Source organism: Comamonas serinivorans (assembly GCF_002158865.1).
Taxonomy (GTDB): Bacteria; Pseudomonadota; Gammaproteobacteria; order Burkholderiales; family Burkholderiaceae_C; genus Comamonas_E; species Comamonas_E serinivorans.
Map to the genome: position 1 here is coordinate 526,511 of NZ_CP021455.1, position 23,301 is coordinate 549,811.

Annotated in this window: 21 protein-coding genes; 10 read left to right on the forward strand and 11 right to left on the reverse strand. The window is 69.6% G+C overall.

Going from position 1 to position 23,301, the window contains the following annotated elements; genetic code table 11:
- Window positions 1-345: 345 nt before the first annotated feature.
- The 4 genes from CCO03_RS02210 to CCO03_RS02225 all read left to right on the forward strand — a co-directional run bounded on the left by CCO03_RS02210 (window position 346) and on the right by CCO03_RS02225 (window position 4,871).
- Window positions 346-1,617 (forward strand): RNA ligase RtcB family protein, encoded by a 1,272-nt coding sequence (locus tag CCO03_RS02210; RefSeq protein WP_087276682.1) that lies wholly within the window; start codon window positions 346-348, stop codon window positions 1,615-1,617.
- On the forward strand, window positions 1,608-2,213 hold the full coding sequence (gene prfH / locus CCO03_RS02215) for a peptide chain release factor H (RefSeq protein ID WP_087276686.1): 606 nt from the start codon (window positions 1,608-1,610) through the stop codon (window positions 2,211-2,213). Before CCO03_RS02210 ends, prfH begins: the two co-directional genes overlap by 10 nt.
- Window positions 2,214-2,519: 306 nt before the next feature.
- Window positions 2,520-3,764 (forward strand): nucleoside recognition domain-containing protein, encoded by a 1,245-nt coding sequence (locus CCO03_RS02220; RefSeq protein ID WP_087276688.1) that lies wholly within the window; start codon window positions 2,520-2,522, stop codon window positions 3,762-3,764.
- 96 nt (window positions 3,765-3,860) lie between these two features.
- On the forward strand, window positions 3,861-4,871 hold the full coding sequence (locus tag CCO03_RS02225) for a TPM domain-containing protein (RefSeq protein ID WP_157667449.1): 1,011 nt from the start codon (window positions 3,861-3,863) through the stop codon (window positions 4,869-4,871).
- A gap of 167 nt (window positions 4,872-5,038) precedes the next feature.
- Here the strand turns inward: CCO03_RS02225 and CCO03_RS02230 are convergent, their stop codons facing one another.
- Window positions 5,039-6,253 carry a M20 aminoacylase family protein gene (locus CCO03_RS02230; protein WP_087276694.1) on the reverse strand — a complete coding sequence of 405 codons (1,215 nt, stop codon included), beginning with the start codon at window positions 6,251-6,253 and terminating at the stop codon, window positions 5,039-5,041.
- 170 nt (window positions 6,254-6,423) lie between these two features.
- Between CCO03_RS02230 and CCO03_RS02235 the strand changes: the two genes are divergently transcribed.
- Window positions 6,424-7,800, forward strand: a complete 1,377-nt coding sequence (locus tag CCO03_RS02235; protein ID WP_157667450.1) for an aminopeptidase — start codon at window positions 6,424-6,426, stop codon at window positions 7,798-7,800.
- A gap of 65 nt (window positions 7,801-7,865) precedes the next feature.
- Here CCO03_RS02235 and CCO03_RS02240 read toward each other — a convergent pair whose 3' ends face one another.
- Complete coding sequence (locus tag CCO03_RS02240; RefSeq protein ID WP_087276699.1) at window positions 7,866-8,120, reverse strand: acyl-CoA-binding protein; 255 nt, start codon at window positions 8,118-8,120, stop codon at window positions 7,866-7,868.
- Window positions 8,121-8,705: 585 nt separating this feature from the next.
- Between CCO03_RS02240 and rplM the strand changes: the two genes are divergently transcribed.
- From rplM to erpA, 4 genes are all read left to right on the forward strand, one after another.
- A complete protein-coding gene (gene rplM / locus CCO03_RS02245) occupies window positions 8,706-9,134 on the forward strand; it encodes a 50S ribosomal protein L13 (protein WP_087276703.1) in 429 nt (142 codons plus the stop codon).
- An 11-nt stretch (window positions 9,135-9,145) separates the two neighbouring features.
- The gene (gene rpsI / locus CCO03_RS02250; RefSeq protein ID WP_087276706.1) at window positions 9,146-9,538 is read left to right on the forward strand and encodes a 30S ribosomal protein S9; all 393 of its coding nucleotides are present in this window, start codon (window positions 9,146-9,148) and stop codon (window positions 9,536-9,538) included.
- Window positions 9,539-9,660: 122 nt separating this feature from the next.
- Window positions 9,661-10,203: a bactofilin family protein gene (locus CCO03_RS02255; RefSeq protein ID WP_087276709.1), complete on the forward strand. Its 543-nt coding sequence runs from the start codon at window positions 9,661-9,663 to the stop codon at window positions 10,201-10,203.
- A 13-nt stretch (window positions 10,204-10,216) separates the two neighbouring features.
- Window positions 10,217-10,591: an iron-sulfur cluster insertion protein ErpA gene (gene erpA, locus CCO03_RS02260; RefSeq protein WP_087283990.1), complete on the forward strand. Its 375-nt coding sequence runs from the start codon at window positions 10,217-10,219 to the stop codon at window positions 10,589-10,591.
- Between the two features lie 336 nt (window positions 10,592-10,927).
- Here erpA and CCO03_RS02265 read toward each other — a convergent pair whose 3' ends face one another.
- Window positions 10,928-11,935, reverse strand: coding sequence for a YcjF family protein (locus tag CCO03_RS02265; RefSeq protein WP_087283993.1), 1,008 nt, complete (start codon window positions 11,933-11,935; stop codon window positions 10,928-10,930).
- Window positions 11,936-12,240: 305 nt separating this feature from the next.
- Window positions 12,241-12,681, reverse strand: coding sequence for a thioredoxin TrxC (trxC, locus tag CCO03_RS02270; protein ID WP_087276712.1), 441 nt, complete (start codon window positions 12,679-12,681; stop codon window positions 12,241-12,243).
- Window positions 12,682-13,010: 329 nt separating this feature from the next.
- Here trxC and dinG point away from each other — a divergent pair, with 329 nt between their 5' ends.
- Entirely contained in the window at window positions 13,011-15,305 is a 2,295-nt protein-coding gene (gene dinG / locus CCO03_RS02280) for an ATP-dependent DNA helicase DinG (RefSeq protein ID WP_087276718.1), read from the forward strand.
- Between the two features lie 328 nt (window positions 15,306-15,633).
- On the opposite strand, the gene CCO03_RS20030 is transcribed toward dinG, so the two are convergent.
- From CCO03_RS20030 to CCO03_RS02315, 7 genes are all read right to left on the reverse strand, one after another.
- Window positions 15,634-16,842, reverse strand: coding sequence for a M48 family metallopeptidase (locus CCO03_RS20030; RefSeq protein WP_169717443.1), 1,209 nt, complete (start codon window positions 16,840-16,842; stop codon window positions 15,634-15,636).
- Between the two features lie 31 nt (window positions 16,843-16,873).
- Entirely contained in the window at window positions 16,874-17,731 is an 858-nt protein-coding gene (locus tag CCO03_RS02290; protein WP_087276721.1) for a lysophospholipid acyltransferase family protein, read from the reverse strand.
- Between the two features lie 35 nt (window positions 17,732-17,766).
- Window positions 17,767-18,369: a D-glycero-beta-D-manno-heptose 1,7-bisphosphate 7-phosphatase gene (gmhB, locus tag CCO03_RS02295; RefSeq protein WP_087284000.1), complete on the reverse strand. Its 603-nt coding sequence runs from the start codon at window positions 18,367-18,369 to the stop codon at window positions 17,767-17,769.
- 241 nt (window positions 18,370-18,610) lie between these two features.
- A complete protein-coding gene (glyS, locus tag CCO03_RS02300; RefSeq protein ID WP_087276724.1) occupies window positions 18,611-20,740 on the reverse strand; it encodes a glycine--tRNA ligase subunit beta in 2,130 nt (709 codons plus the stop codon).
- Window positions 20,737-21,279, reverse strand: a complete 543-nt coding sequence (locus CCO03_RS02305) for a metal-dependent hydrolase (protein ID WP_087276727.1) — start codon at window positions 21,277-21,279, stop codon at window positions 20,737-20,739. Before CCO03_RS02305 ends, glyS begins: the two co-directional genes overlap by 4 nt.
- Before the next feature lie 79 nt (window positions 21,280-21,358).
- The gene (glyQ, locus tag CCO03_RS02310; protein WP_087276730.1) at window positions 21,359-22,318 is read right to left on the reverse strand and encodes a glycine--tRNA ligase subunit alpha; all 960 of its coding nucleotides are present in this window, start codon (window positions 22,316-22,318) and stop codon (window positions 21,359-21,361) included.
- Window positions 22,319-22,548: 230 nt separating this feature from the next.
- The gene (locus CCO03_RS02315) at window positions 22,549-23,238 is read right to left on the reverse strand and encodes a hypothetical protein (RefSeq protein ID WP_087276732.1); all 690 of its coding nucleotides are present in this window, start codon (window positions 23,236-23,238) and stop codon (window positions 22,549-22,551) included.
- Window positions 23,239-23,301 lie beyond the last annotated feature (63 nt).

A 23,301-nucleotide genomic window follows, 5' to 3' on the forward strand; every position in this document is an offset into this window, starting at 1 on the left:
AGTTGTGCCGGGCACGGGGCGGCCATACACTCGCCATCCTTCTCGCATCCCGGCCCGTTGGCCGGTGCAAGGCCTGTTCCGAACGGCCCTGCTGCGATGCCTCCCACCGGGCCGCCCTGGCCCACCGCAAAGGAGAACCCCATGTCGACATCGACCCGTTCCTTTGCAGTCGTGTTCGCCTGAATCCTCCGCTGACACGCTGCCGGAATCACGCCGTCAAGCCCCTGTGGGGTGCTTGACGCGCCGGCATGCGCGCCCGTGTTCCACGGCAACCTGGAGCGGTCTGATCGAACAGCCGACTGCGTGCACACGCATTTCCCTGTTTTGATTCACAAGGCTAGAACCATGGGCCATTCCCTGTTGGACACCCGCGTTCGGGTGTTCGCCAACGACCGCGTCTGGATGGAGGACGCGGCCCTTCAACAACTGCACACCACCGCTGGCCTCGCGGGCATGCGGGCCGCCGTCGGCCTGCCTGACCTGCACCCCGGGCGCGGCTACCCGGTGGGCGCCGCCTTCTTTTCGGTCGGCCGGCTGTACCCGGCCCTGGTCGGTGGCGACATCGGCTGCGGCATGGCGCTGTACGAGACCGAGCTGAGGCCCCACAAGACCTCGGCATCCCGGCTGGCGCAGGCGCTGGGCTGCATCGATGGCCGCTTGCCCGACCACGCCGTCTCGCCCGAAGCGCGCGCGGCGTTGCACGACATCGCCCAGCGTGCGGAGCTGTTCACGGCCGACGAGCTGGTCGCCAGCCTGGGCACCATCGGCGGCGGCAACCACTTTGCCGAGTTGCAGGTGGTCGATCAGGTGCACGAGCCCGGCGTGGTGGACGCCAAGCGCGTGCACCTGCTGGTGCACAGCGGCTCGCGTGGCCTGGGCAGCGCCATCTTGCGCGCCCACATCGACGGCTACAACCACGGCGGTCTGGCGGCCGGCGACGAGGCAGCGCGGCAGTACCTGGCGCAGCACGATGCGGCGCTGGCCTTTGCCGAGCTGAACCGCGCCCACATCGCCCAGCGCATGGCGCAGGCGCTGCGCACAGACCTGCGGCCCGTGCTGGCGCTGTCGCACAACCACGTGCTGCCGCATGTCTGGGGTGGCGAGGCGGGCTTTCTGCACCGCAAGGGCGCCACGCCGGCCGACCAGGGCCTGGTGGTCATTCCCGGTTCGCGCGGCGACCACAGCCATGTGCTGCGGCCGGTGGCGGGCCGCCACGAGGCGCTGGATTCGCTGGCGCATGGCGCCGGCCGCAAATGGGCCCGAGCCGATTGCCGGGGACGGCTCAAGCCCCGCTTCTCGCTCACCGAGCTGCTGCAAACGCGGTTTGGCAGCGCCGTGGTCTGTGCCGACAAGGCGCTGGTCTACGAAGAAGCGCCCCAGGCCTACAAGGACGTGGACGCCGTGGTCGCCACGCTGATCGAGGCCGGGCTGGTGGTGCCCGTGGCCCGGCTGAGACCGCTGCTGACCTACAAAAAGGGCGCGCTGGATCAGCCCGACGCCGAAGACGAGGCCGGCCGCCGGCCGCGCGACGGACGCGGACGCCCGGGCAAGGCATCGAACCACGCGTCGGGCCAGGTGTCAGGCAAGACGCCGCGTGGAGGGCTGCCATGCTGCTGATCCAGATCACGGCCGCGCACGGCCCGGCGGAGTGCGAGCGTGCGGCGCAGCTCACGCTGCGCGCGCTGTTGCGCGAGGCCGCCGGGGCCGGCATCGCGTTCGACGTGCTGGCGTGCGTGGACACACCGGCTGGCTGCCAGTCGGCCCTGCTGCGCAGTGCGCACGAGGCGGCGCTGCCGTGGGTGACGCCCTGGTTGGGGACCATCCAGTGGACCTTCGCCAGCCCGTTTCGCCCCCACCACCGGCGCAAGAACTGGTTCGTGGCGGTGCAGCGCTGTGCGCTGCCCGAGGCCGTGCCCACCGAAGGCGAGATCCGCTTTCAGGCTTGCAAGGCCTCGGGCGCGGGTGGCCAGCACGTCAACACCACGGACTCGGCCGTGCACGCCACGCACGTCGCCAGCGGCTTGTCCGTGAAGGTGGGTACCGAGCGCAGCCAGCACGCCAACAAGCGGCTGGCTCGGGAACTGCTGGCCATCAAGCTGGCGCAACGCCAGGCGTCGCTGCTGGACCAGGCCCGCGAGGCCCGCGCCCGGCTGCACGGCCAGGTGGCGCGAGGCGACCCGGTCAAGGTGTTCCACGGGCCGCCGGGGCGATGAGCCGCGCGGGCGCGTCGATGCGCGATGCGGTGGGTGGGGGCCGGCTGGCCTGCTGGCCCGTGCGTCGTCGGTCGTGCCCGGCGCCCACCGCCAAGCTGGGTCGGGTGGTGCAGCGCCGCGGGGGTCCGCTGGCAGAGGCGCAAGTGCGAAGTACCAAGTGCCACGAGCGCGGCAGGGCGACGGGCGCGTCAAGGCGCGAAGGCAGGTCATGGTGCTGGGCGGTGTATGGGGGGGCGGTGCGCCGGGCACACGCCGCTGTGCAACACCCGGCGCGGGTGCGCCGAGGCGCTGCGCCACAATCGCCGCATGGTGCTCAACCTCATCTGGGTCGGTTTTTTCCTCGTCGCCATCCTCACGGCGCTGGTGCGGCTGCTGCAGGGCGATGCGGCGGTGTTCCCGGCGCTGATGGGCGCGATGTTCGATTCGGCCAAGACCGGCTTCGAGATCTCGCTGGGCCTGGTCGGCGTGATGGCGCTGTGGCTGGGCATCATGCGGGTGGGCGAGCAGGCCGGCGTCATCGACGCGTTCGCGCGCCTGGTCAACCCGCTGTTCTCGCTGCTGTTTCCGTCGGTGCCGCGTGGCCATGCCGCGCAGGGTGCGGTGATGATGAACGTCTCGGCCAACCTGCTGGGGCTGGACAACGCGGCCACGCCGCTGGGCCTCAAGGCCATGCGCGAGCTGCAGACGCTGAACGCCGTGCCCGCGCGTGCGAGCGATGCGCAGATCATGTTCATCGTGCTGAACACGGCCGGGCTGACGCTGATCCCCACCGCGGTCATCGCCATGCGGCAGACCATGGCAGCCAAGCAGGGGCTGACGCAGTTCAACGCGGCCGACATCTTCCTGCCGACGCTGATGGTGACCGCAATCGGTCTGCTCACCGCGCTGCTGGCGGTGGCCTGGGTGCAGAAGCTGCCGATCTGGCGGCCGCGCTTCGCGGCCTTCGTGCTGGGCCTGGCGGCGTTCGTCGGCACGGCGCTCTGGGGCCTGTCGCAGCTGCCCCCCGAGGTCGCGGCGCGCGTGGTCGGCACCGTGGGGGCGGTGGTGGTGATGGGCGTGGTGGCGCTGTTTTTGGCCGCCGGGCTGATCCGGCGCGAGAACTGCTACGAGGCCTTTGTGGAGGGCGCCAAAGAGGGCTTTGGCGTGGCCGTGCAGATCATCCCCTACCTGGTGGCCATGCTGGTGGCGATCGGCGTGTTCCGCGCCGCGGGCTGCATGGACGTGGTGCTGGACGCCATCGCGGTCGGGGTGCGCGCGCTGGGGCTGGACACGGCCTTTCTGCCCGCGCTGCCGGTGGGGCTGATGAAGATCCTGTCGGGGTCGGGCGCGCGCGGCCTCATGGTCGACGTGTTCGCCACCTATGGCGTGGCGTCGTTCCCGGCCAAGCTGGCCGCCATCATCCAGGGCTCGTCCGAAACCACCTTCTACGTGCTGGCGCTGTACTTCGGCAGCGTGGGCGTGAAGGACACGCGCCATGCCTTGCCCTGTGCGCTGCTGGCCGATGGGGTGGGCATCGTCGCGGCCATCCTCATCGCCTATGCGATGTTTTGATGGGGTATGAGGAAGTTGGCGATCATGCTCTATCGGCAGGCGATGCATACCCCGGGTGTGCTGTTCTCGCTTTGGCGCGCATCAGGCGTGTGTGCCGTGTTGTTGAGAAGGCGGTTCAGCGGGCTGTTCCGTGGGGTGCTGCGCCTGCCGCTGTGGCTGGCACTGGCCGGCCTGTGGGCCGGTGTGGCGCTGCCGGCGCTGGCTGTGCAGCCCGTGCCGGCGCTGAGTTCGCGCGTCATCGACCAGACCGGCACGCTGGCGGCCGACGAGGCGCAGGCCATCGCGGCCAGCATCGCGCGGCTGGAGCAGGACACCGGCACCCAGCTGGCCGTGCTCCTGGTCGCCAGCACAGCGCCCGAAGACATCTTTGCCTACAGCAACCGCGTGGCCAACACCTGGAAGCTGGGGCGCGCCGACGTGGGCGACGGCCTGCTGGTGGTAGTGGCCAAGGACGACCGGCGCATGCGCATCGAGGTGGCCAAGGCGCTGGAAGGCGCGGTGACCGACATCCAGGCCGGCCGATTGATCAACGAGGTGATGGCGCCGGCCTTCAAGCGCGGCGACTACGGCGGCGGCCTGTTGCAGGCGGTGCAGGCGCTGGGGCAGCTGGCGCGGGGCGAGGCCTTGCCGGCGCCGGCGCAGCAGGCCTTGGGCTGGGCGGACTGGAAGCAGCGCGCCCTGATCGCGATGTCGGTGTCCATGTCGGTGGGCAGCTGGGCCGGCCTGCTGTGGTTCGCGTTCGGGCCACGGCAGTGGTCGGGGGCGCGCAAGCTGGTGAGCTTTCTGCTGGCCAATGGGCTGCTGTCGGCGCTGGTGGCCTGGAGCGTGTGGAGCCCGGTGCTGTTCCTGATCGGCCTGGTGCTGGCCGTGCCCGTGGGCGTGTGCTGCTGGGGTGCGGTGGCGTTCTTCCGCGCCATCGGGTCGGGGCAGGACGTGACGTCTGTGGGCGGCACGACGCGGCGCAGGCGTTTCGAGGACTCGGGCTGGGGCAGCAGCCGGTCGAGCTCCAGCTCGTCCAGTTCGAGCTCGTCGTCGAGTTCCTCGAGTTCATCCAGCTCGGGCGGCGGGGGCAGTTTTGGCGGGGGTGGTGCCTCGGGAAGTTGGTGATCATTGGATGGGGTATGGGGCTGTTGCCGTTTCAATCAAAACGGCAATCGATGCATACCCAGCGCCATGAATGGGTTGGAGCTTCTGATCCGTGCCAGCCTGATCGGCCGTCACGGGGCCTCGACCAGCCAGCCGCCGTGCCGGGTCGGCCCTGAGCCCGCGGCGTGTCAGCGGTCTTGGACGAGCCAGCGCTGGGCCAGCTCGACCCAGTAGGCAGCGCCCAGCGGCAGCAGCGCGTCGTTGAAGTCGTAGCTGGCGTTGTGCAGCTCGCAGGGCCCGGCGCCATGGCCGTGGGCGCGGTGCGTGCCGTCGCCGTTGCCGATGAAGAGGTAGGCGCCGGGTTTGGCCAGCAGCATGAAGGCGAAGTCTTCGGCGCCCATGACGGGCTCCTGCGCCAGCGTCTGCGCGTCGCCGATCAGGTCGCGCATCACGCCCTGGGCGAATTCGGCCTCGGCCGCGCTGTTCACCGTGGGCGGGTAGTTGCGCTTGAACGTCAGCTCGCCCTCGCAGCCGAAGGCCAGTGGCAGCTGCTGCACCAGCTCGCGCATGCGCTGCTCCATCTGATCGAGCACGTCCAGCGTGAAGGTGCGCACCGTGCCCTCGATCGTCACCTGGCCCGGCACCACGTTGGTGGCCGTGCCGCCGTGGATCATGGTGACCGAGAGCACGGCCGGGTCGATGGGCTTGACGTTGCGGCTGACGATGGTCTGCAGCGCCAGCACCAGCTGGCAGGCCACGGGCATGGGGTCGAGGGTGGTGTGCGGCAAGGCCGCGTGCCCGCCCTTGCCGCGCAGGATGATCTCGAACTCGTTGCTTGAGGCCATCACCGGCCCCGCACTGACCGCCATGGTGCCTTGGGGGTACCCGGGCCAGTTGTGCATGCCGAAAACGGCCTCCATGGGGAACTGCTCAAACAGGCCGTCGTCGATCATGGCCTGGGCGCCGGCGCCGCCTTCCTCGGCGGGCTGGAAGATCAGGTAGACCGTGCCGTCGAAGTCGCCGTGTTTGGCCAGGTGTTCGGCCGCGCCCAGCAGCATGGCGGTGTGCCCGTCGTGTCCGCAGGCGTGCATGCGGCCAGGGTTCTGGCTGGCGTGGGCAAAGGTGTTGACCTCCTGCACGGGCAAGGCATCCATGTCGGCGCGGATGCCCACGGCGCGCGTGCTGCTGCCGCGTCGCAGGATGCCGACCACGCCGGTCTTGCCCAGGCCGCGCACCACGGGAATGCCCCAGTCGGTCAGCCGCTGGGCCACCAGGTCCGCGGTGCGGACTTCTTCATAGCGCAGCTCGGGGTGGGCGTGGATGTCGCGGCGCACGGCGGTCAGGTCGGCCGATTTGGCCTGTAAGGCCTGCACGGTGGGGTGGGGGGCAAGGGATGTGACCATGGCAGAAATCTCCTGGGAGGCAGTCTAGCCACGAATCGCGGGCGGGATGCGGCAGCAGGCTTTGGCCCGATCCACCGCCCCCGGCGCGTGCCGATTCGGCACGAGGGTGTCGGGCTGCTGGCACCATGTGGCCTGGGCCGCGCGCCGGCCAGACCATCATCCCCCACACCATGCGTCACCTTCGCCGACCACTCGCCCGCTTCCGCCGTGTCCTGCTGGGTGCGCTGGTGCTGGCCGCGCTGGCGGCGACAGGGTGTCAGTCCCTCGGGTATTACGCGCAGTCGGTCAACGGCCACCTCACGCTGATGAACGCGGCGCGTCCCGTGAACGACTGGCTGCAGGACGAGCGCACGCCGCCGGACCTGCAGGCCAGGCTGCAGCTGGCGCAGCAGCTGCGCGGCTTCGCCAGCCAGGCGCTGCACCTGCCCGACAACGCCAGCTACCGCCGTTATGCCGACCTGCGGCGGCGCGCCGTGGTGTGGAACGTGGCGGCCGCGCCACCCGATTCGCTCACGCTCAAGTCGTGGTGCTTCATGGTGGTGGGTTGCGTGTCCTACCGCGGCTACTTCGACGAGGCCGAGGCGCAGGCCCTGGGCCGGCAGCTGGCGCAACAGGGCTGGGAGGTCGACGTCTACCCGGTGCCCGCCTACTCCACCCTGGGCTGGCTCAACTGGCTGGGCGGCGACCCGCTGCTGTCCACCTTCATCGTCTATGGCGAGGGCGACCTGGCCGGCCTGCTGTTCCATGAGCTGGCCCATCAACAGGTGTACGTCGACCACGATTCGGCCTTCAACGAGTCCTACGCCACGGCCGTGGAACGCCTGGGCGTGCGCCAGTGGCTGGCAACGCGGCCGGCCGAGGTGCGCGAGGCCCATGCGCGCGGTCAGCGCCACCGGCGCGAGTTCCGCGCCCTGCAGCAGCGCACGCGCGAGGCGCTGGCGGCGCTGTATGCGCGGGGCGGTGGCGCGCCCCACGCTGCCGCAGCGTCAGCCGCTGAGCGAGGGGCCGGCCCGGAACCGGATGCCTCCAGACGCCAGGCGACAGCGTCCCAGGCATCCGCGCTGGGGGCGAACCGGACGAACGAGTCCGGCCTTGCCGGTGCGGATCGGCCCGCGCCGCCGCTGACAGCCGGCGATTTGAACCAAGCGCCGGGTGAGGGCGAGAACGGTCCGCTGGACCGGGCCGCGCTGTTGGCGCGCAAGACGCAGCTCATGCAGGACTTTGCCGCGCAGTACCGGGCGCTTCAGACCGATTGGGCGGCGCGTGGCGAACCCGATGCGCGCCACGACCGCTGGGTGGCCAAGGCCAACAACGCCAGCTTTGGGCTGCAGAGCGTGTACCAGGGCTGGGTGCCCGCGTTCGAGGCCTTGTTCGAGGGCCAGGGCTGCGACTGGCCGCGCTTCCACGCCGCCGTGGCCGAGCTGGCCCGGCAGCCGCGCCCGGCGCGCGATGCCGCCTTGTCCCGGTTGGCCGAGGGCGCCGCGCCGGCGGCGGTCCGGCAGCCGGCCTTGGCGGCCTGCCGGGTCTTTGGGTCGTCTGTGTTTTGATGTTGGGAGTATGGCGTCATCGTCGTTTCGGAATCAACGGCGATGTCTGCATACTGCATGTATGCTCAGCGCAAGGACTCGATGAGGTCGATGTAGGCCTGCATGGCCTCGTCGGCGGTGGTGCCTTCGAGCTTGGTCCAGGCGTCCCACTTGGCGCGGCCCACCAGGTCGGTGAAGCTGGGCTTGGGCGCGTCGTTGTCGCCTTCGGTCGCCTGCTTGTACAGCGCGTAGATTTTCAGCAGCGTGGGGTTGTCGGGGCGCTGGCTCAGGTCCTTGGCCGTGGCCACGGTGTGTTCAAACTGGGCTTGGAGGTCAGACATGGGATGCGGCAAAGGTCAAGCGAATGCGGTGGGCGACATGCCGCACCGTGGGTCATTGTCGGCGATGTGGGTACGCGCTGCGGTCGCCCGCCCTGCCAGACAGGCCATGGGTGACGCGGCGGAAACAGGGGAGTATGGGTTGGGTGGACGCCAGCCTCTTTGTGAATCAGCCATTCCTGACCCGCGCCGTGGGCTGATGGTTGCCAAGTTTGGGGAACCTTGAAGCCGCGGCGCGCCAAGACGTCCAGCACCGCTGCATCGCTGATCGGGCGGCCATGCAGGCCCAGCAATTCGTCGTGGATCCAGGTTGGGGGTTGTGCGTCGCACATGGGGATTCCCCGTGGCCAAGCAGGTGGCGCCGCGCGCCACGGGACGGCGATTGCTGCATCGCCGTGACGGCACTATAATGGCGGGCTTTGCAGCGAATTTGCCCCGCGGCAAAAGCAAGTCTTGTGGTGTGTTCGTTGGCCTTGGCCGACGCGTGCGGCACCGGACGAGATACCCCACCTAAGAGCGCGCTCAATGTATGAAGCGCGCCGACCGTGGAAAAGGGCAGCCTCAAACCCTCCTTTGTTAGGAAAACTCATGTCTACATTCAGCGCAAAGCCCGCTGAGGTCGTGCACGAGTGGTTTGTGATTGACGCGACCGACAAGGTCCTCGGACGGGTAGCCAGCGAAGTTGCCCTCCGTCTGCGCGGCAAGCACAAGGCCATTTACACGCCTCACGTCGACACCGGCGATTTCATCGTGATCATCAACGCTTCCAAGCTGAAGGTCACGGGCACGAAGTCGCTCGACAAGATCTACTACCGTCACTCGGGTTTCCCGGGTGGCATCACTGCCACCAACTTCCGCGATCTGCAAGCCAAGCATCCTGGCCGCGCACTCGAGAAGGCCGTCAAGGGCATGCTGCCCAAGGGTCCTCTGGGCTACGCCATGATCAAGAAGCTGAAGGTCTACGGCGGCGCTGAGCATCCGCACACCGCCCAGCAGCCCAAGACGCTGGACATCTGAAGGAGCCGCACATGATTGGTGATTGGAACAACGGCACGGGCCGTCGCAAATCCAGCGTTGCACGCGTCTTCCTGAAGAAGGGCAGCGGCAAGATCACGGTGAATGGCAAGGCCATCGAAGAGTACTTCGGTCGTCAAACCTCCATCATGATCGCCAAGCAACCCCTGGTGCTGACCGAGAACGTCGAAACCTTCGACATCCAGGTCAACGTGCACGGCGGTGGCGAATCGGGTCAGGCTGGCGCAACCCGCCACGGCATCACCCGCGCGCTGATCGACTACGACGCGAACCTGAAGCCCGCACTGAGCCAAGCCGGCTTCGTGACGCGCGACGCTCGCGAAGTGGAACGTAAGAAGGTCGGCCTGCATTCCGCACGCCGCGCCAAGCAGTTCTCCAAGCGTTAAACTGCCGCCATTCCCGATCCTGTTTGCCATCGGGCCAACATTTCGGGCATGCGCCACACAGGCCGCACCGGCACTGCCGGGGCGGCTTTGTTTCATCTGCTCAGCCCTTTCTTGGAGTTGCCATGTCTGCCATGACCTTGCCCACCCCATCGCAAGCGCCCCGAGGTTTGCTGCCCAAAGGCTCGCAACTGCGGGGCGAGCTGAACGTGGCCCAGGGTCTGCGCATCGAGGGCGAGCTGTATGGCAACGTGCGCGCCCTGGACAGCCAGGGCGCCACCGTGGTCGTGGCCGACGGCGCGACGGTGATCGGCGCCATCGAGGCCGCACACGTCATCGTGCAGGGCCAGGTGCAGGGGCCCATCGTCGCGACCCAGCAGCTGCAGGTGCTGGCCGGCGCGCAGATCGATGGCGAGTTGCATTATTTGCACCTGGATTTGCACCCGCAGGCCTTGGTGCGGGGCAGTTTGATCCCCATCTTGGGGGTGTCCGATGCGCAAGCGCTGCCGTCAACCACGGCCGGCGCCAGCGATGAGGGCGCGGCCGCCGATGCGGCGCCGGCCCAGGCGGACGACGAGGCCAAAGGCCCAACCGCCCGCGCGGTTAAGGGCGAGGCCGACCCTGAAGCCGAGGGCGGCGCCGTACCATCGACCCCAGCCCACGTTTGATTTGGAGAATTTCATGAGTGAAGTGGCAGAAGTGGCCGTGAGCGAAGTGCCCGCCATGCCCGAACCCATCGTCTTCACCGACAGCGCCGCCACCAAGGTGGCTGACCTGATCGCGGAAGAAGGCAACCCCGATCTGAAGCTGCGCGTCTTCGTGCAAGGCGGCGGCTGCTCGGGCTTTCAGTACGGTTTCACGTTCGACGAGATCACCAACGACGATGACACCGTGATGAGCAAGAACGGCGTGTCGCTGCTCATCGATCCCATGAGCTACCAGTACCTCGTGGGCGCAGAGATCGACTACAAGGAAGACCTGCAAGGCGCGCAGTTCGTCATCAAGAACCCGAACGCCTCCACCACCTGCGGTTGCGGGTCGTCGTTCTCGGTCTGATCATCGGCATGGGCCTCAGTGCCCATGAGTGTTTGGATGTAAGCAGTATGACCCTGTTGCCGTTCAACATTGAACGGCAACAGGGTCATACTGCCTTTGTCGTGGGGATGACGCAGCCGAGCGTCTGAACGGCAAGCCGGAAGGGTCCAGTATGACCGCCTGCCCCGGGCGATGTGGCTGAACGTGTCAGCGGCACAGGGCGCGACGGGGCATGGGTCACGCATCTGGGCCACAAGGGTGGCGCTTGGCGGCTGTTCAGCACTGTGGGTGGATAGGCCGGCCGCATTTGAGCTGCCTCACCGACCGCTGGGCTCCACGCCAGCGCGCCGCTTGCGCTCAAGCGGCTTTCTGTCCCCGCACCAGCGCCATGACCTCGTTCAGGTTGATCGTCTTGGCCTTCTCGCGCATGTCGGGCAGGTATTGCGTTTGCAACTGCTGGCCTTGGCCCAGGACGTTCTGGTAGGCGTCCTTGAGCATCTGGGTGGACAGCTGCCGGCCGCCTGCGTAGTACTGCAGCGCCACATGGCCCAGCGCGTAAGTGGTCGCGAAGCTCATGCCCGAGCTGATGGCCTGCTTGCCCACGCCCCCCAACACGCCGCCGATGGCCCCGCCGCCCACTTTGCGCAGCAGGCCGCCCAGCAGCTTGCGGCCCGCCTGCTCGAGGTATTGCGAGGTCAGGCCCACGCCCAGGGTGGCGAGGAAGTCCTTGATGTGCGAGCTGTCCAGCTCGTAGCCGTGCGCCTTGCCGATGGCATAGACCAGCCGCATCTGCAGCGGGATGATGGCCATGGTGGAGAGGGTCTCGGGCAGCAATTCCAGCGCGCCATTGGTGATGGCGGCGTTGCGGATCTGGCGCTCGAGCGCGGCCCGGTCCACCGACGCCTGCGGGGTTGCAGGGGCTGCGGTGCTGGCGGCTGCCGCCGCAACGAGGGGCACGGCTGCCGTGGCGGCTGGCACGGCGGGCGTGGCCGCGGCGGACAGGCCAGTGGCCTGGTCTTCAAACGCCTGGGCGGCGGCGCTGCCCAAGCCCAGCTGCTGGGCCAGCTGCTGCAGGAACGCGTGTTCCGCAGCGCTGGAGCTGCCGTCGGCATCGCACACGCAGACGGCCATTTCATACGCCAGCTGTCGGGCCTCGGCGCTGCTCAGCTCGCGGCTGGCCTGGGCCAGGTCCACGCGGCCCAGCATCACGTCCTGGTACAGCAGGGGCAGGTTCACGCCGGTCGAGGCCCCCAGGCCTTGCGCGATGTCGCGGATGGCGTCGCGCTCGCGCGCATGCTTGTCGCCATCGACGAACGCGGCGAGGAGGGCGATGCGCAGGATGTTCTGGGTGTCGCTGGTGCTCAGGCTCATGGGGGTCTTTCCTGTCAAACAAGGGAGAAGGCCGCTGTGCGAACAGCGACTGGCTGGGAGTGGGGGCCACCGGCGTTGGTTCCCGTCGATGGCCTCAGCGCGGTGCGGCGCCGGGTTGCTGCGTGGCGCAGCCGCGCGCGGTGCTGCGGTGTGCGATGCCGCTCGGCTGATGCCGCTGTCCGGCCGTCCAGCGCATCGGCGAGGCCGAGCCTGTGCTGAGGCCGACCGAGTCCCGCCCCAAGTCGAGCCAACGAAGAACGCCGTGCTCACGCCTGGTCGAACGGGATCAGGCGCGGTTGTCATCGCGTGAGTGCTGCCTGGGTCCAGCGCACGATGTCCACCAGCCCCATGGCGCCGGCCTGGCGCGTGACCTCCTGCCCGCCCTTGAACAGGGCCAGGGTGGGGATGCTGCGGATGCCGTAGCGGCTGCCCAGGCCCGGCTCGGCCTGGGTGTCCACCTTCAGCAGCCGCACGTGGGGCTCGAGCTGGGCGGCGGCCTGCGCGTAGGCCGGGGCCATCATGCGGCAGGGGCCGCACCAGGGGGCCCAGAAGTCGACCAGCAAGGGCAGGTCGCTTTTCGCCAGGTGGCGGTCGAAACGCGCCTCGGTCACGGCCAGCGGTTGGGCCTCGAACAGGGCCTGATGGCATTTGCCGCACGTGGGCGATTTGCTCAGGTCGGCGTGCTGGATGCGGTTGATCGCATCGCAGTGCGGGCACACCAGGTGCAGGGATTCGGACATGGACTCTCCAGGAAGCGAGGCGCGTGGCCTCCTTGATCCGGGGTAGATGTCGACGCCGGGCCGCAATTTCAAGCGCCGCACGCGTCTGGCGCATGGCAGGCGGCACTGCGCAGCTGCCCCCGGGTCGATCTCCGCCATCATCACCGGGGGCGTGACCCTGCACGATGGTCGCACCTCGTTCGGCATGACCAACGCCCCGAAACGCGTGTGCGCCCACTCTGGACAGGCGGCCTCGGCGCGGTGAACCGCGTGGACCGAGACCCGCAGCCCGGTGGGGCGCCGGCCGCCGTGTCACACTCCCGGTCATGAGTTTGTCGCCCACTCCGGGCATGCCCCCCGAGCCGCCCCGCGCGGCCCCCGCGCCTTCCCAAAGCGTCCGTGCCCAGGGCTGGCAGGCCCTGGCCTTGAGCGCCTTCGACGAGGTGGTGCAAGCCTCGTCGGGCTTCATGCCCCGTGCCGGCCAGCGCCAGATGGCCGAGCACATCGCCCACACCCTGAGCCTGGCCACGCTGCCCAGCGACCCCGCCGACAGCCTGAACCAGGGCGAACCGGTGGCCGAGCGCCGCGCCATCGCCGTCATCCAGGCCGGCACCGGCGTGGGCAAATCGCTGGCCTACAGCGCGACGGCCATCGCCATGGCGTTGGCGCGCGGCACGCGCGTGGTCATCTCGACCGCCACCGTCGCCCTGCAGGAGCAGCTGGTCAACAAAGACCTGCCCGCCCTGGCCGAGCGCCTGCCGGGCGGTTTTCGCTACGCGCTGGCCAAGGGCCGCGGGCGTTACGTCTGCAAGTTCAAGCTCGAACGCCTGGCCGCAGGCGCCGATGCCACCGAAGCCGAGGCCGACGCCGAGGCGGCCGATGACCTGTTCGGCGACGATCCGGCCTTTGGCACGCCGGTGGCCAGCCTGAGCACCGCCGAACGCCAGGCCCGCGTGCGCTTCTACAGCCGCATGGCCGATGTGCTGGCCGCCGGCCAGTGGGATGGCGACCGCGACAGCCTGGAGGTGCCGCCGGCCGGCGAGGTGTGGCAGCCCGTGGCCGCCGTGTCGCAGACCTGCACCGGCCGCCACTGCCCGGCCTTCGCCAGCTGCGTCTACTACGAACGGCGCAAGGCGCTGGTCAACGCCCAGGTCATCGTCGCCAACCACGACCTGCTGCTGTCGTCCATCGGCTCGCGCCTGCTGCCCGAACTGGGCCAGTGCCTGCTGATCTTCGACGAAGCGCATCACTTGCCTGCCACGGCGCTGGACCAGTTCGCCACCCGTGCCGACCTGAACCGCAGCGGCTGGGTGGACACCCTGGCCAGCCGCGCGCAGCGCGTGGGCGGCCTGCTGGGCGTGGGCGAGGTGACCGACGTCAGCACGCACGCCCAGGCCTTGACGCGCCACCTGCGCGACGCTGAACGCCTGGTCAGCGACCTGTTCGGGGCTCAGCTGACCAGCCAGGCCGGCGGCTGGGGCCCGCCGCGGGTGCGCCTGCCGCTGGGCGCGCTGCCCGAGGTGCTGGCCGAGCCGGTGCAGCGCATCGAGCACCACGCCAACGGCTTCCTCACCGCCTTGCGTGCCGTGGCCAAGGCGCTCAAGGCCGACATCAAGGACAAGCCCGACGAGGCGCGGCGCCTGTCCACGCTCTACGCCCAGATCGGCATGCTTGCGCCGCGCCTCGAAGAGTTGGCCGCCACCGCTTCGTCGCTGTTGCACTCGCCCGAAGAAGGGGCGCCGCCCATGGCCAAGTGGATCACGCTGAGCCAGCCGGCCGATGAGCGTGCGCCCGACGCCGGCAAGACCGGGCGCCGCGCCGCGGCCAGCGCGTTCACGCCCGTGCTCAGCCTGCATGCCAGCCCCATTCTGCCGTCAGTATCACTACACCACCGTTTGTGGAAAAACGTGAGCGGGGCCATACTCACGTCGGCCACCATGACCAGCCTGGGCAAATTCGATTTCTTCCTGCGCGATGCCGGGCTGGCGCAGGATGCCGCTGTCACCACGCTGGCCGTCGAGAGCCCGTTCGACTTCGCGCGCCAGGGCGAGCTGATCGCCGCCGCCACGCAGGCCGACCCGCGCCAGGCCGAGCGCTTCAACGCCGAAATGTGCACCCAGCTCATGCGCGACCTGCAGCAGGTCAAGGCCGGTGCGCTGGTGCTGTTCACCTCGCGCGCGCAGCTCACCCAGGCCGTGGCGGCGCTGCCGCCCACCCTGCGCAGCCGCACCCTGGTGCAGACCGAGCTGCCGCGCAGCCAGTTGCTCCAGCAGCACCGCGACGCCGTCGCCAAAGGCCAGCCCTCCATCATCTTCGGCATGCAGTCGTTCGGCGAGGGCCTGGACTTGCCCGGCGCGCTCTGCGAGTCGCTGTTCATCACCAAGCTGCCGTTTGCACCGCCCGACGAACCGGTGAGCGAGGCCCGCGCCGAGTGGCTGCGCAGCATCGCACGCGACCCCTTCATCGAGCTCGTCGTGCCCGCCACCGCCATCCGCCTGGCGCAGTGGATGGGCCGCGCCATCCGCACCGAAGCCGATCACGCCCAGGTCACGTGCTACGACAAGCGCCTGACCGGCACCAGCTACGGCCAGCAGCTGCTCAAAGGCGTGCCGCCATTCCGCCTGGTGCAGCGCGGGCCGGGTTGAGGGCGAGGGGGCGCCTTCGCGGCTGTGCTGAGGCGCATGCGGCGCGCCGCCCATGACCACCTTGGCGGAATGCTGTCGCGCTGGCGCCTGCACGCCGAGCGTGCCGCTCACGGCACCATGTTCGGCTACCCCTCGAAACGGACCTGCGCTTTGGCCGACCACATCGCCATCACATCGCGCCAGGTGTGTGGCTCGGCTGGAGACATGCCGCGCAGCGCATCCTCCATTGCCGCGCGCTCGTGGTTGGATGCGGTGCGCTGGTTGCTCCGAGTCATGTGCATCGGCTTCCCGCCACGAGGCTTGGCAGGTGCAGGCGGCAGATCGGATCTCAGCCCAGCGGCGCCAGCTGCACCTGCTTGAGTGCGCGCCGGTGCTGCGCGTAGTCGGGCATGACGCGCGCGACGATGGCCCAGAAGCGTGGGCTGTGGTTCATCTCGTGCAGGTGGGCCAGTTCGTGGACGATGACGTAATCGGCCAGCTCGGGCGGCAGCTGAATCAGCCGCCAGTGCAGGCGGATGCTGCCGTCGCTGCTGGCGCTGCCCCAGCGCGTGCGGGCGTTGGTCAGGCCCATGCGCTGCCAGCGCACGCCCACCAGCGGGGCGAAGTGGTCCAGGCGCGCGGCGAAGTGGCGGCGGGCCAGGCCTTGCAGCCAGCTCAGGACCGCGGCATGCCAGCGGGTGGCGTCGGCTTGAGCGGGCAGGCTGACGTGAAGTGTCAGATTGGATGGGGTGAGTATGGAGGCGTTGTCGTTGTTCGTGTCAACGGTGCTTGAGGGTACTCCGTGAGCAGAGCGTTCGCCTGCTGCCGTGCCTGACGCCGTGGCGTTCAACGCGGGCGCGCTGGATCCCGCCAGCAGGCGTGCGACAACGCGCATGCGCGCCGTGCCCGGGGATGCGCCCGGCATGCCCTGCACCTGCACGCGCCGGCCCAGCACGGCCAGCGTCTGCCCCGGATGGAACGCGGCGACCGCGGCCGGTGCGCTGGCGTGGTGCTGCAGCTTGTCCACGATCCACGCGGCCCGCGCCTGCAGGGCTTGCTGCACCTGGGCCTGGGTCGCCCAGCGCGGTGCCCGCACTTGCAGGCCCTGGGGGTTCACCGTCATGCCGATGGTGCGGCGGCGGCCGTGGGCGTAGTGGTAGGCCACGGGCAGGCCGGCCAGGGTGACCTGCCGGTTGGCTTGCGGATGACGGTGTTCGTGCAGGGCGGGGGCTGCGGCGGGTGCGGTGTCCGCAGCCAGGGGCGGGTCCACGGGCGTGGCGAGCAGCAGCGCGAGGTCGCCGGCCGGCCGTGGGGTGGGGGTGCCAAGGGCGAGGCCGGCCGCGCGGGGCGGGCCCGAGGGCGCGGGGTGTGGCGCGCGCGCTGTCGGGCCGAGGTCGTCCCCCCGATCGCCTGCTCGATCTGGGGCTGCCCCGGGTGTGGCGGCCGTGTGCGGGTTGCCCGGGGCCACGGTGTCGGGATGAGAGAGGGGGCTGAGCGCGGCGGGATCGGCCGTGGCGCCTGGCCAGGGCTCGGGGCTCAGCAGGTCGAGTTGGCGCATGGGCGAGGCCGCAGCTCGGCGGGGCTGGGGTTCAGGCCGATTCCTGCGCCGCCGCGGGCGCGTCTTCGCCGGCCTGGGCCTCGCGTTCGGCTTGACGTGCGGCGCGCAGCTCGGCCTTGCTCAGGCGCACATAGGGCGGCAGCGGCGGCTGGCCGACATAGGCCTCGGGGTCGAGCCGGCGCATCTCGGATTCGATCCAGTGCGCGACCTCTTTGTTGAGGTCGTCGGCACTGCGGCCGGCGGCCGCGATGGGCGGGCCGATGGAGATGTCGACGATGCCGGGCTTCTTCACGAAGGCGCCCTTGGGCCAGCATTTGGCGCTGGTCACGGCGATGGGGATGATCTGGGCGCCGCAGGCCACGGCCAGGCGCGCACCGCCGCTTTTGTAGTCGCCGGCTTCGCCGCGCCGCGTGCGGGTGCCTTCGGGGAACATGATGATCCACTTGCCCATGCGCAGCTGGCGCTTGCCGGCCGTCACCAGCTTGCGGAAGGCCTGCACGCCTTTGCTGCGGTCGATGTAGATCATGTCCATGGCGCCCATCACCCAGCCGAAGAAGGGGATGTAGAGCAGCTCGCGCTTGAACACGAACGCCAGCGGCCTGGGCATGACGGCCGCCATGGAGAAGGTCTCCCAGGTCGACTGGTGCTTGACCAGCAGCAGCGTGGGCGTGTCGTCGCCGGGCTGGGGCAGGTGCTCGGTGCCGCTGACGCGGTTGTGGATGCCCAGCAGCAGGGTGCCGCTGTCCACCGACAGCTTGAGCCAGCGCCGGCACGCGCCATACAGCTGGTCGCCGCGCACGAAGAGGCGGGCGATCAGCACGGCTGTGGCCCAGGGAATGAGGGTCACCACCATGAACAGCAGGTGCAGGACGGAGCGGATGAAAGCCATGGATGCGCGTGAACAGGAAGAGGGGCGAAGGGCGATCAGCCCAGGGACGGGCTGACGGCGGCCTGGCCGGTGGGCGGCGGGGCGCTGGGCGCTTGTGCGACCAGGGCCTGCGCCAGGGCGCCCAGGTCCGCGTGCACGTGCACGTCGTCGCCGAAGGCGGCCGGCAGGGGATCGGTGCTGTCCGGTCGGCCACGCCCGGTCAGCACCAGGTGCACGCGGCAACCGGCAGCGCGGGCGGCCTGCACGTCGGCCAGGCTGTTGCCCACGGCATGCACCTGGGCCAGGTCCACGCCGTAGCGCAGGCCGATCTGCGTGAACAGGCCGGGCTTGGGCTTGCGGCAATCGCACTGGTCTTCGGGCACGTGAGGGCAGAAGAACACCGAATCGATGCGGCCACCGGCGGCGGCCAGCTCTTTGTGCAGGCGGGCGTGGACCTCGTTGAGCGCCGCCATGTCGATCAGGCCGCGTCCCAGGCCGGGCACGTTGGCCGCGATCACCACGGTGTAGCCGGCCTGGTTCAGGCGGGCCACGGCCTCCAGCGCGCCGGGCAGGGCCTGCCATTGCTCGGGCCGGGCGATGAAGGCGTCGGTCTCGGCGTTGAGGGTGCCATCGCGGTCGAGGATGACGAGTTTCAGCATCGCGCCATTATCGGCCTGCATCCGCCGGCACAGCAGCCGCGCCACTCCAGGGCCGACGCCGGGCGGGCCGCGTGGCGGGCGCACGCGCGGCGGGGGCGCCCGGGTGTCGCGCTGCGGCCGGGGCGACGACGCGCGACCGGTCGCCTGGCCTGGGGTGTGGCGTGAATCATTTCAAAGGCAGTATGCCCCGCTTGTTGTTGGATTGAAAACGGGACGGGCTGCATACTGCCTGATGACCTCGTCAAGCCAGGCGGGACAGGTCGGCCACGCGGTTCATGGCCTGGTGCAGCTGCGACAGCAGCGCGAGGCGGTTGGCCTTGAGCGCGGGGTCGTCGGCGTTCACCATCACGCCGTCGAAGAAGGCGTCCACCGGCGCCTTCAGGGCCGCCAGCTGTTGCAGGTTGGCCGTGTAGTCGCCCTGCGCGAACGCGGCTTCGGCCTGGGGCGCCACGGCTTGCAGCGCCTCGAACAGGGCGTGCTCGGCGGCCTCGGCCAGCAGCGCGGGCGCGACCGTGCCGCTCACCTCGCCCTCGGCCTTCTTCAGGATGTTGCCCACGCGCTTGTTGGCCGCGGCCAGCGCGGGGGCCTCGGGCAGCTGGGCAAAGGCGCGCACGGCCTGCAGGCGCTGGGCCACGTCCACCAGACGCTCGGGGCGCAGCGCCAGCACGGCGTCCACTTCCTGGGCGCTGAAGCCGTCGTCGCGCAGGCCGCCGGCCAGGCGGTCGTAGATGAAGTCGGTGAGGGCGGCGGTGGCACCGTTGACCTTGGCGCCGAAGGCCGGCACGGCACCGGCCAGCAGCGCGCTCAGGTCCAGCGGCAACCGCTTCTCGACCAGCATGCGGATCACGCCCAGCGCGTGGCGGCGCAGCGCGAAGGGGTCGCGGTCGCCCGTGGGCAGGTTGCCGATGCCGAACATGCCGACCAGGGTTTCCAGCTTGTCGGCCAGGGCGACGACCACGCCGACCTCGCCGCGCGGCAGCGCATCGCCGGCGAAACGCGGCTTGTAGTGGTCCTCGATGGCGTTGGCCACGGCTTGCGGCAGGCCGTCGTTCAGGGCGTAGTAGCGGCCCATGGTGCCCTGCAGTTCGGGGAACTCGCCCACCATGTCGGTCACCAGGTCGGTTTTGGCCAACTGGGCGGCCTGGTCGACCTGCTGCAGCGTGTCGGCCGACAGGCCGAGCTGCGCGCCGATGGCCGCGGCAATCGCGCGCACCCGCGCCACGCGCTCGCCCTGCGTGCCCAGCTTGTTGTGGTAGACCACCTTGTCCAGCTGGGGCACGCGGCTGGCCAGCGACTTCTTGCGGTCCTGGTCGAAGAAGAACTTGGCATCGGCCAGGCGCGGGCGCACCACGCGCTCGTTGCCGCCGATCACGGCGCTGGCGTCCTGGGGGTTGATGTTGCTGACGACCAGGAACTGGTGGGTCAGCGTGCCGGCGGCGTCCAGCAGCGGGAAGTACTTCTGGTTGGCCTTCATGGTCAGGATCAGGCATTCCTGCGGCACGGCCAGAAACTCTTCTTCGAACGCGCAGGTCAGCACCTTGGGGCGCTCGACCAGGGCCGTGACCTCGTCCAGCAGCGCGTCGTCCTCGATCGGGCGCGCGCCCGCGCCCACGGCGAGGGCCGCCGCATCGAGCTGCTGGCGGATGTCGGCGCGACGCTCGCCAAAGCTGGCGATCACGGCGCCTTGCGTGCGCAGCTGCTCGGCGTAGCCGTCGGCGCTGGTCAGCACGATGGGGTCGGCGCTGGCCTCGAAGCGGTGGCCGTGCGTGGTGTTGCCGGCCGTCAGACCCAGCGCGCTGACGCCTTGCAGCACGGCGCTGCCGTGCAGGGCCACCAGGCCGTGCGCGGGGCGCACGAAGTTCACGCTGGACCAGCCCGGCAACTCGCAGCCCTGCTCGAGCTGGTAGGTCATCACCTTGGGGATGGGCAGCTTGGCGAGGGCGTCGCCCAGCGCTTTCTGCAGCCCGTCGGACAGCACGGCGCCCTGCAGCGTGGCGTCGTGGAACAGGCTTTCGGCCTTGCCCTCGCCCTCGCGCACCAGCTGGGGCACGGCCGAGGTATCGGCCCCCAGCGCGGCCAGCTTCTTGAGCAGCGCCGGCGTGGGCTGGCCGTTGGCGTCCAGGCCCACGGCCACGGGCATCAGCTTCTGGCGCACGGCGCGGTCGGGCGCCTGGGCCAGCACCTCGGTGATGTGCACGGCCAGGCGCCGCGGCGAGGCAAACGGCGTGGCGCGTGAGCCGGCGCAGGTCAGGCCCTGGGCCGCCAGGCCGTCGAACACGCCCTGGGCGAAGGCGTCGCCGAGTTTTTGCAGCGCCTTGGGCGGCAGCTCCTCGACGAACAGTTCAACCAGCAGATTGGGGGCAGCAGTCATTTTGAGATCCTGGTGTGACGCAGCGCGAAACCGCTCAAGCCGATGAGCAGCAGCGGCATCCAGATGTATTGAAATTCGCTCAGCAGCACCGCAGCGCCGCGCGAAGAAAGCAGTTGCGAGGCCGAGATGGGCGACACGCGCACGGGCCGCCAGGGCAGGAACTCGCGCGCATTCGACAGCGGCGCGAACAGCGCGATGCCGGCACCGCCGCTGGTCATCATGTCCAGCAGGGGGTGGCTGAGCGTGCAGGCCATGAGCCAGACGAAGCCTTGCCAGGGCTTGCCCTGCCACAGCCGACACAGCCACAGCCCCAGCACCCCCATCAGCACGGCAAAGCCCAGCGTGTGCGTGAAGCCGCGGTGGCCCCAGAACGAGCCATAGAGCGAGCTGGACAGCTGGGTCAGGTAGGCCAGGCCATCGAGGTCGGGCAGCACGGCCGCCAGCATGCCGACCAGCAGCATGCGGGGCGGCACGCGTGCACTGCCCAGCGCCAGTGCAGCGGCGATGGGCGGGGCAAGGTGCGTGAAGACCGTGGGCATGGCGAGGCTGAGGTATCAGGCTACTTCCGTTGTCATGTCAACGGGAATGGCGTGATACTGCGTATGAGTTAGCGGTGCCTCAGGCCTGCGCCTCGGTGGGCACGTCGAGCAGCTTGGCCTTGGCGAAATCGGCCATGGCCTGTTCGGTCCACGCCTTGGGCGCCAGCGGGAAGCCCAGGCGCGCCCGGCTGCCCAGGTAGCTGCGCGCCACGGCACGCGCCAGATCGCGGATGCGGCCGATGTAGGCTGCGCGCTCGGTCACGCTGATGGCGCCGCGCGCGTCCAACAGGTTGAAGGTGTGGGCAGCCTTCAGCACCTGTTCGTAGGCGGGCAGTGCAAGCTGCTTGTCCATCAGCAGCTTGGCTTCTCGTTCGTGGGCCGCGAAGGCCTGGAACAGGAAGTCGGCGTCCGAGTATTCGAAGTTGTAGGTCGACTGCTCCACCTCGTTCTGGTGGTAGACGTCGCCATAGGTCAGGCGGCTGCCGTCGGGCTGCTGGGTCCACACCAGGTTGTAGACGTTGTCCACGCCCTGCAGGTACATGGCCAGGCGCTCCAGGCCATAGGTGATCTCGCCCGTGGCGGGCTTGCAGTCGATGCCGCCAACCTGCTGGAAGTAGGTGAACTGCGTCACCTCCATGCCGTTGAGCCAGACCTCCCAGCCCAGGCCCCAGGCGCCCAGCGTGGGGTTCTCCCAGTCGTCCTCGACGAAGCGGATGTCGTTTTTCTTCAGGTCGAAGCCCAGCGCTTCGAGCGAGCCCAGGTACAGCTCCAGGATGTTGCTGGGCGCGGGCTTGAGCACCACCTGGTACTGGTAGTAGTGCTGCAGGCGGTTGGGGTTCTCGCCGTAGCGGCCGTCCTTGGGGCGGCGGCTGGGCTGCACGTAGGCCGCACGCCACGGCTCGGGACCGATCGCGCGCAGGAAGGTGGCCGTGTGCGAGGTGCCTGCGCCCACTTCCATGTCGTAAGGCTGCAGCAGCGCGCAGCCCTGGTCGGCCCAGTAGCGCTGGAGCGTGAGGATGATGTCTTGGAAGGTCAGCATGGTGTCGGTTGCGGCAGGTGGCCAACCCCGGGCAGCCACAGGCCGCCAGCAAGAGGGGCCGAAAGAAAGGCCGGGCGCCCACACGCACCCGCGGTGCAAGGGACGCAAACCGGCGATTTTAGCGGCGCGGGTCTGGGCGAAGGCGGCGATCCCGGTGCCCACCGGCCCGGCATCGGGCTGGCCCCAGAAAAAAGGCTGCCGAGGCAGCCAGGGGATGTGCGCGCGCGGCCTCAGGCGCGGCGGCGGCGGGCTGCTGCCGCGGCCGCGGCGGCCAGCAGGCCGCCCAGACCCAGCAGGGCCCAGGGGGCATCGACCGGCACCGGCGCGGGGGTCACCACGGGCGTCACCGGTGTGCGGCAGTCGTAGGTGAGGGTGAGCCGGGCATTCAGGCCCCACACCACGGCCCCCGTGTCGGCCACGTTCAGGTCGAGGACGTTGCTGCCCGCCACCAGCGTGGCTGCGACGGCGGGCACCGAACTGGCGCTCGAAAAGCCCCCGGCGTAGGGGCCACCCAGCGTGGTGCCATTGAGCACCAGGGACTGCAGCACGTCGTCCACCTTGAACTCGAGGGCGATCTGGGCGGAACCCAGCACCACGTTGGGGTCGGGCTGCAAGGTGGTCCGGAACACCTTGTTGACCGCGCCGCTGCTGGCGCCGGTGGCTGAGCTGCTGATCCACTGGGCCGGATAGCTGGGGTTGGTCCAGCCGGGGTTGGGGCTGGTGACGGCGGTTGCGGTCACGAAGGTGCCGGTGCCCGGGTCCACGTCCCACTCGGTGGTGTTGGTGCTGAGGACCACGGTGTTGGCGCCGTCAGGCACGGTGCAGCTCAAGGTGACCGGTGTGGCGGCCAGCGCCTGCGAGGCGCCTGCGAGCAAAGCCAGCAGCCCCAGGCCTTGTGAAATCTTGTGGCGTGACTGCATGCGTCCTCCAAACGATGAAGGGGTTGATTTTTTTCACGCGGGACGAACGGTCTGACAGAAGGG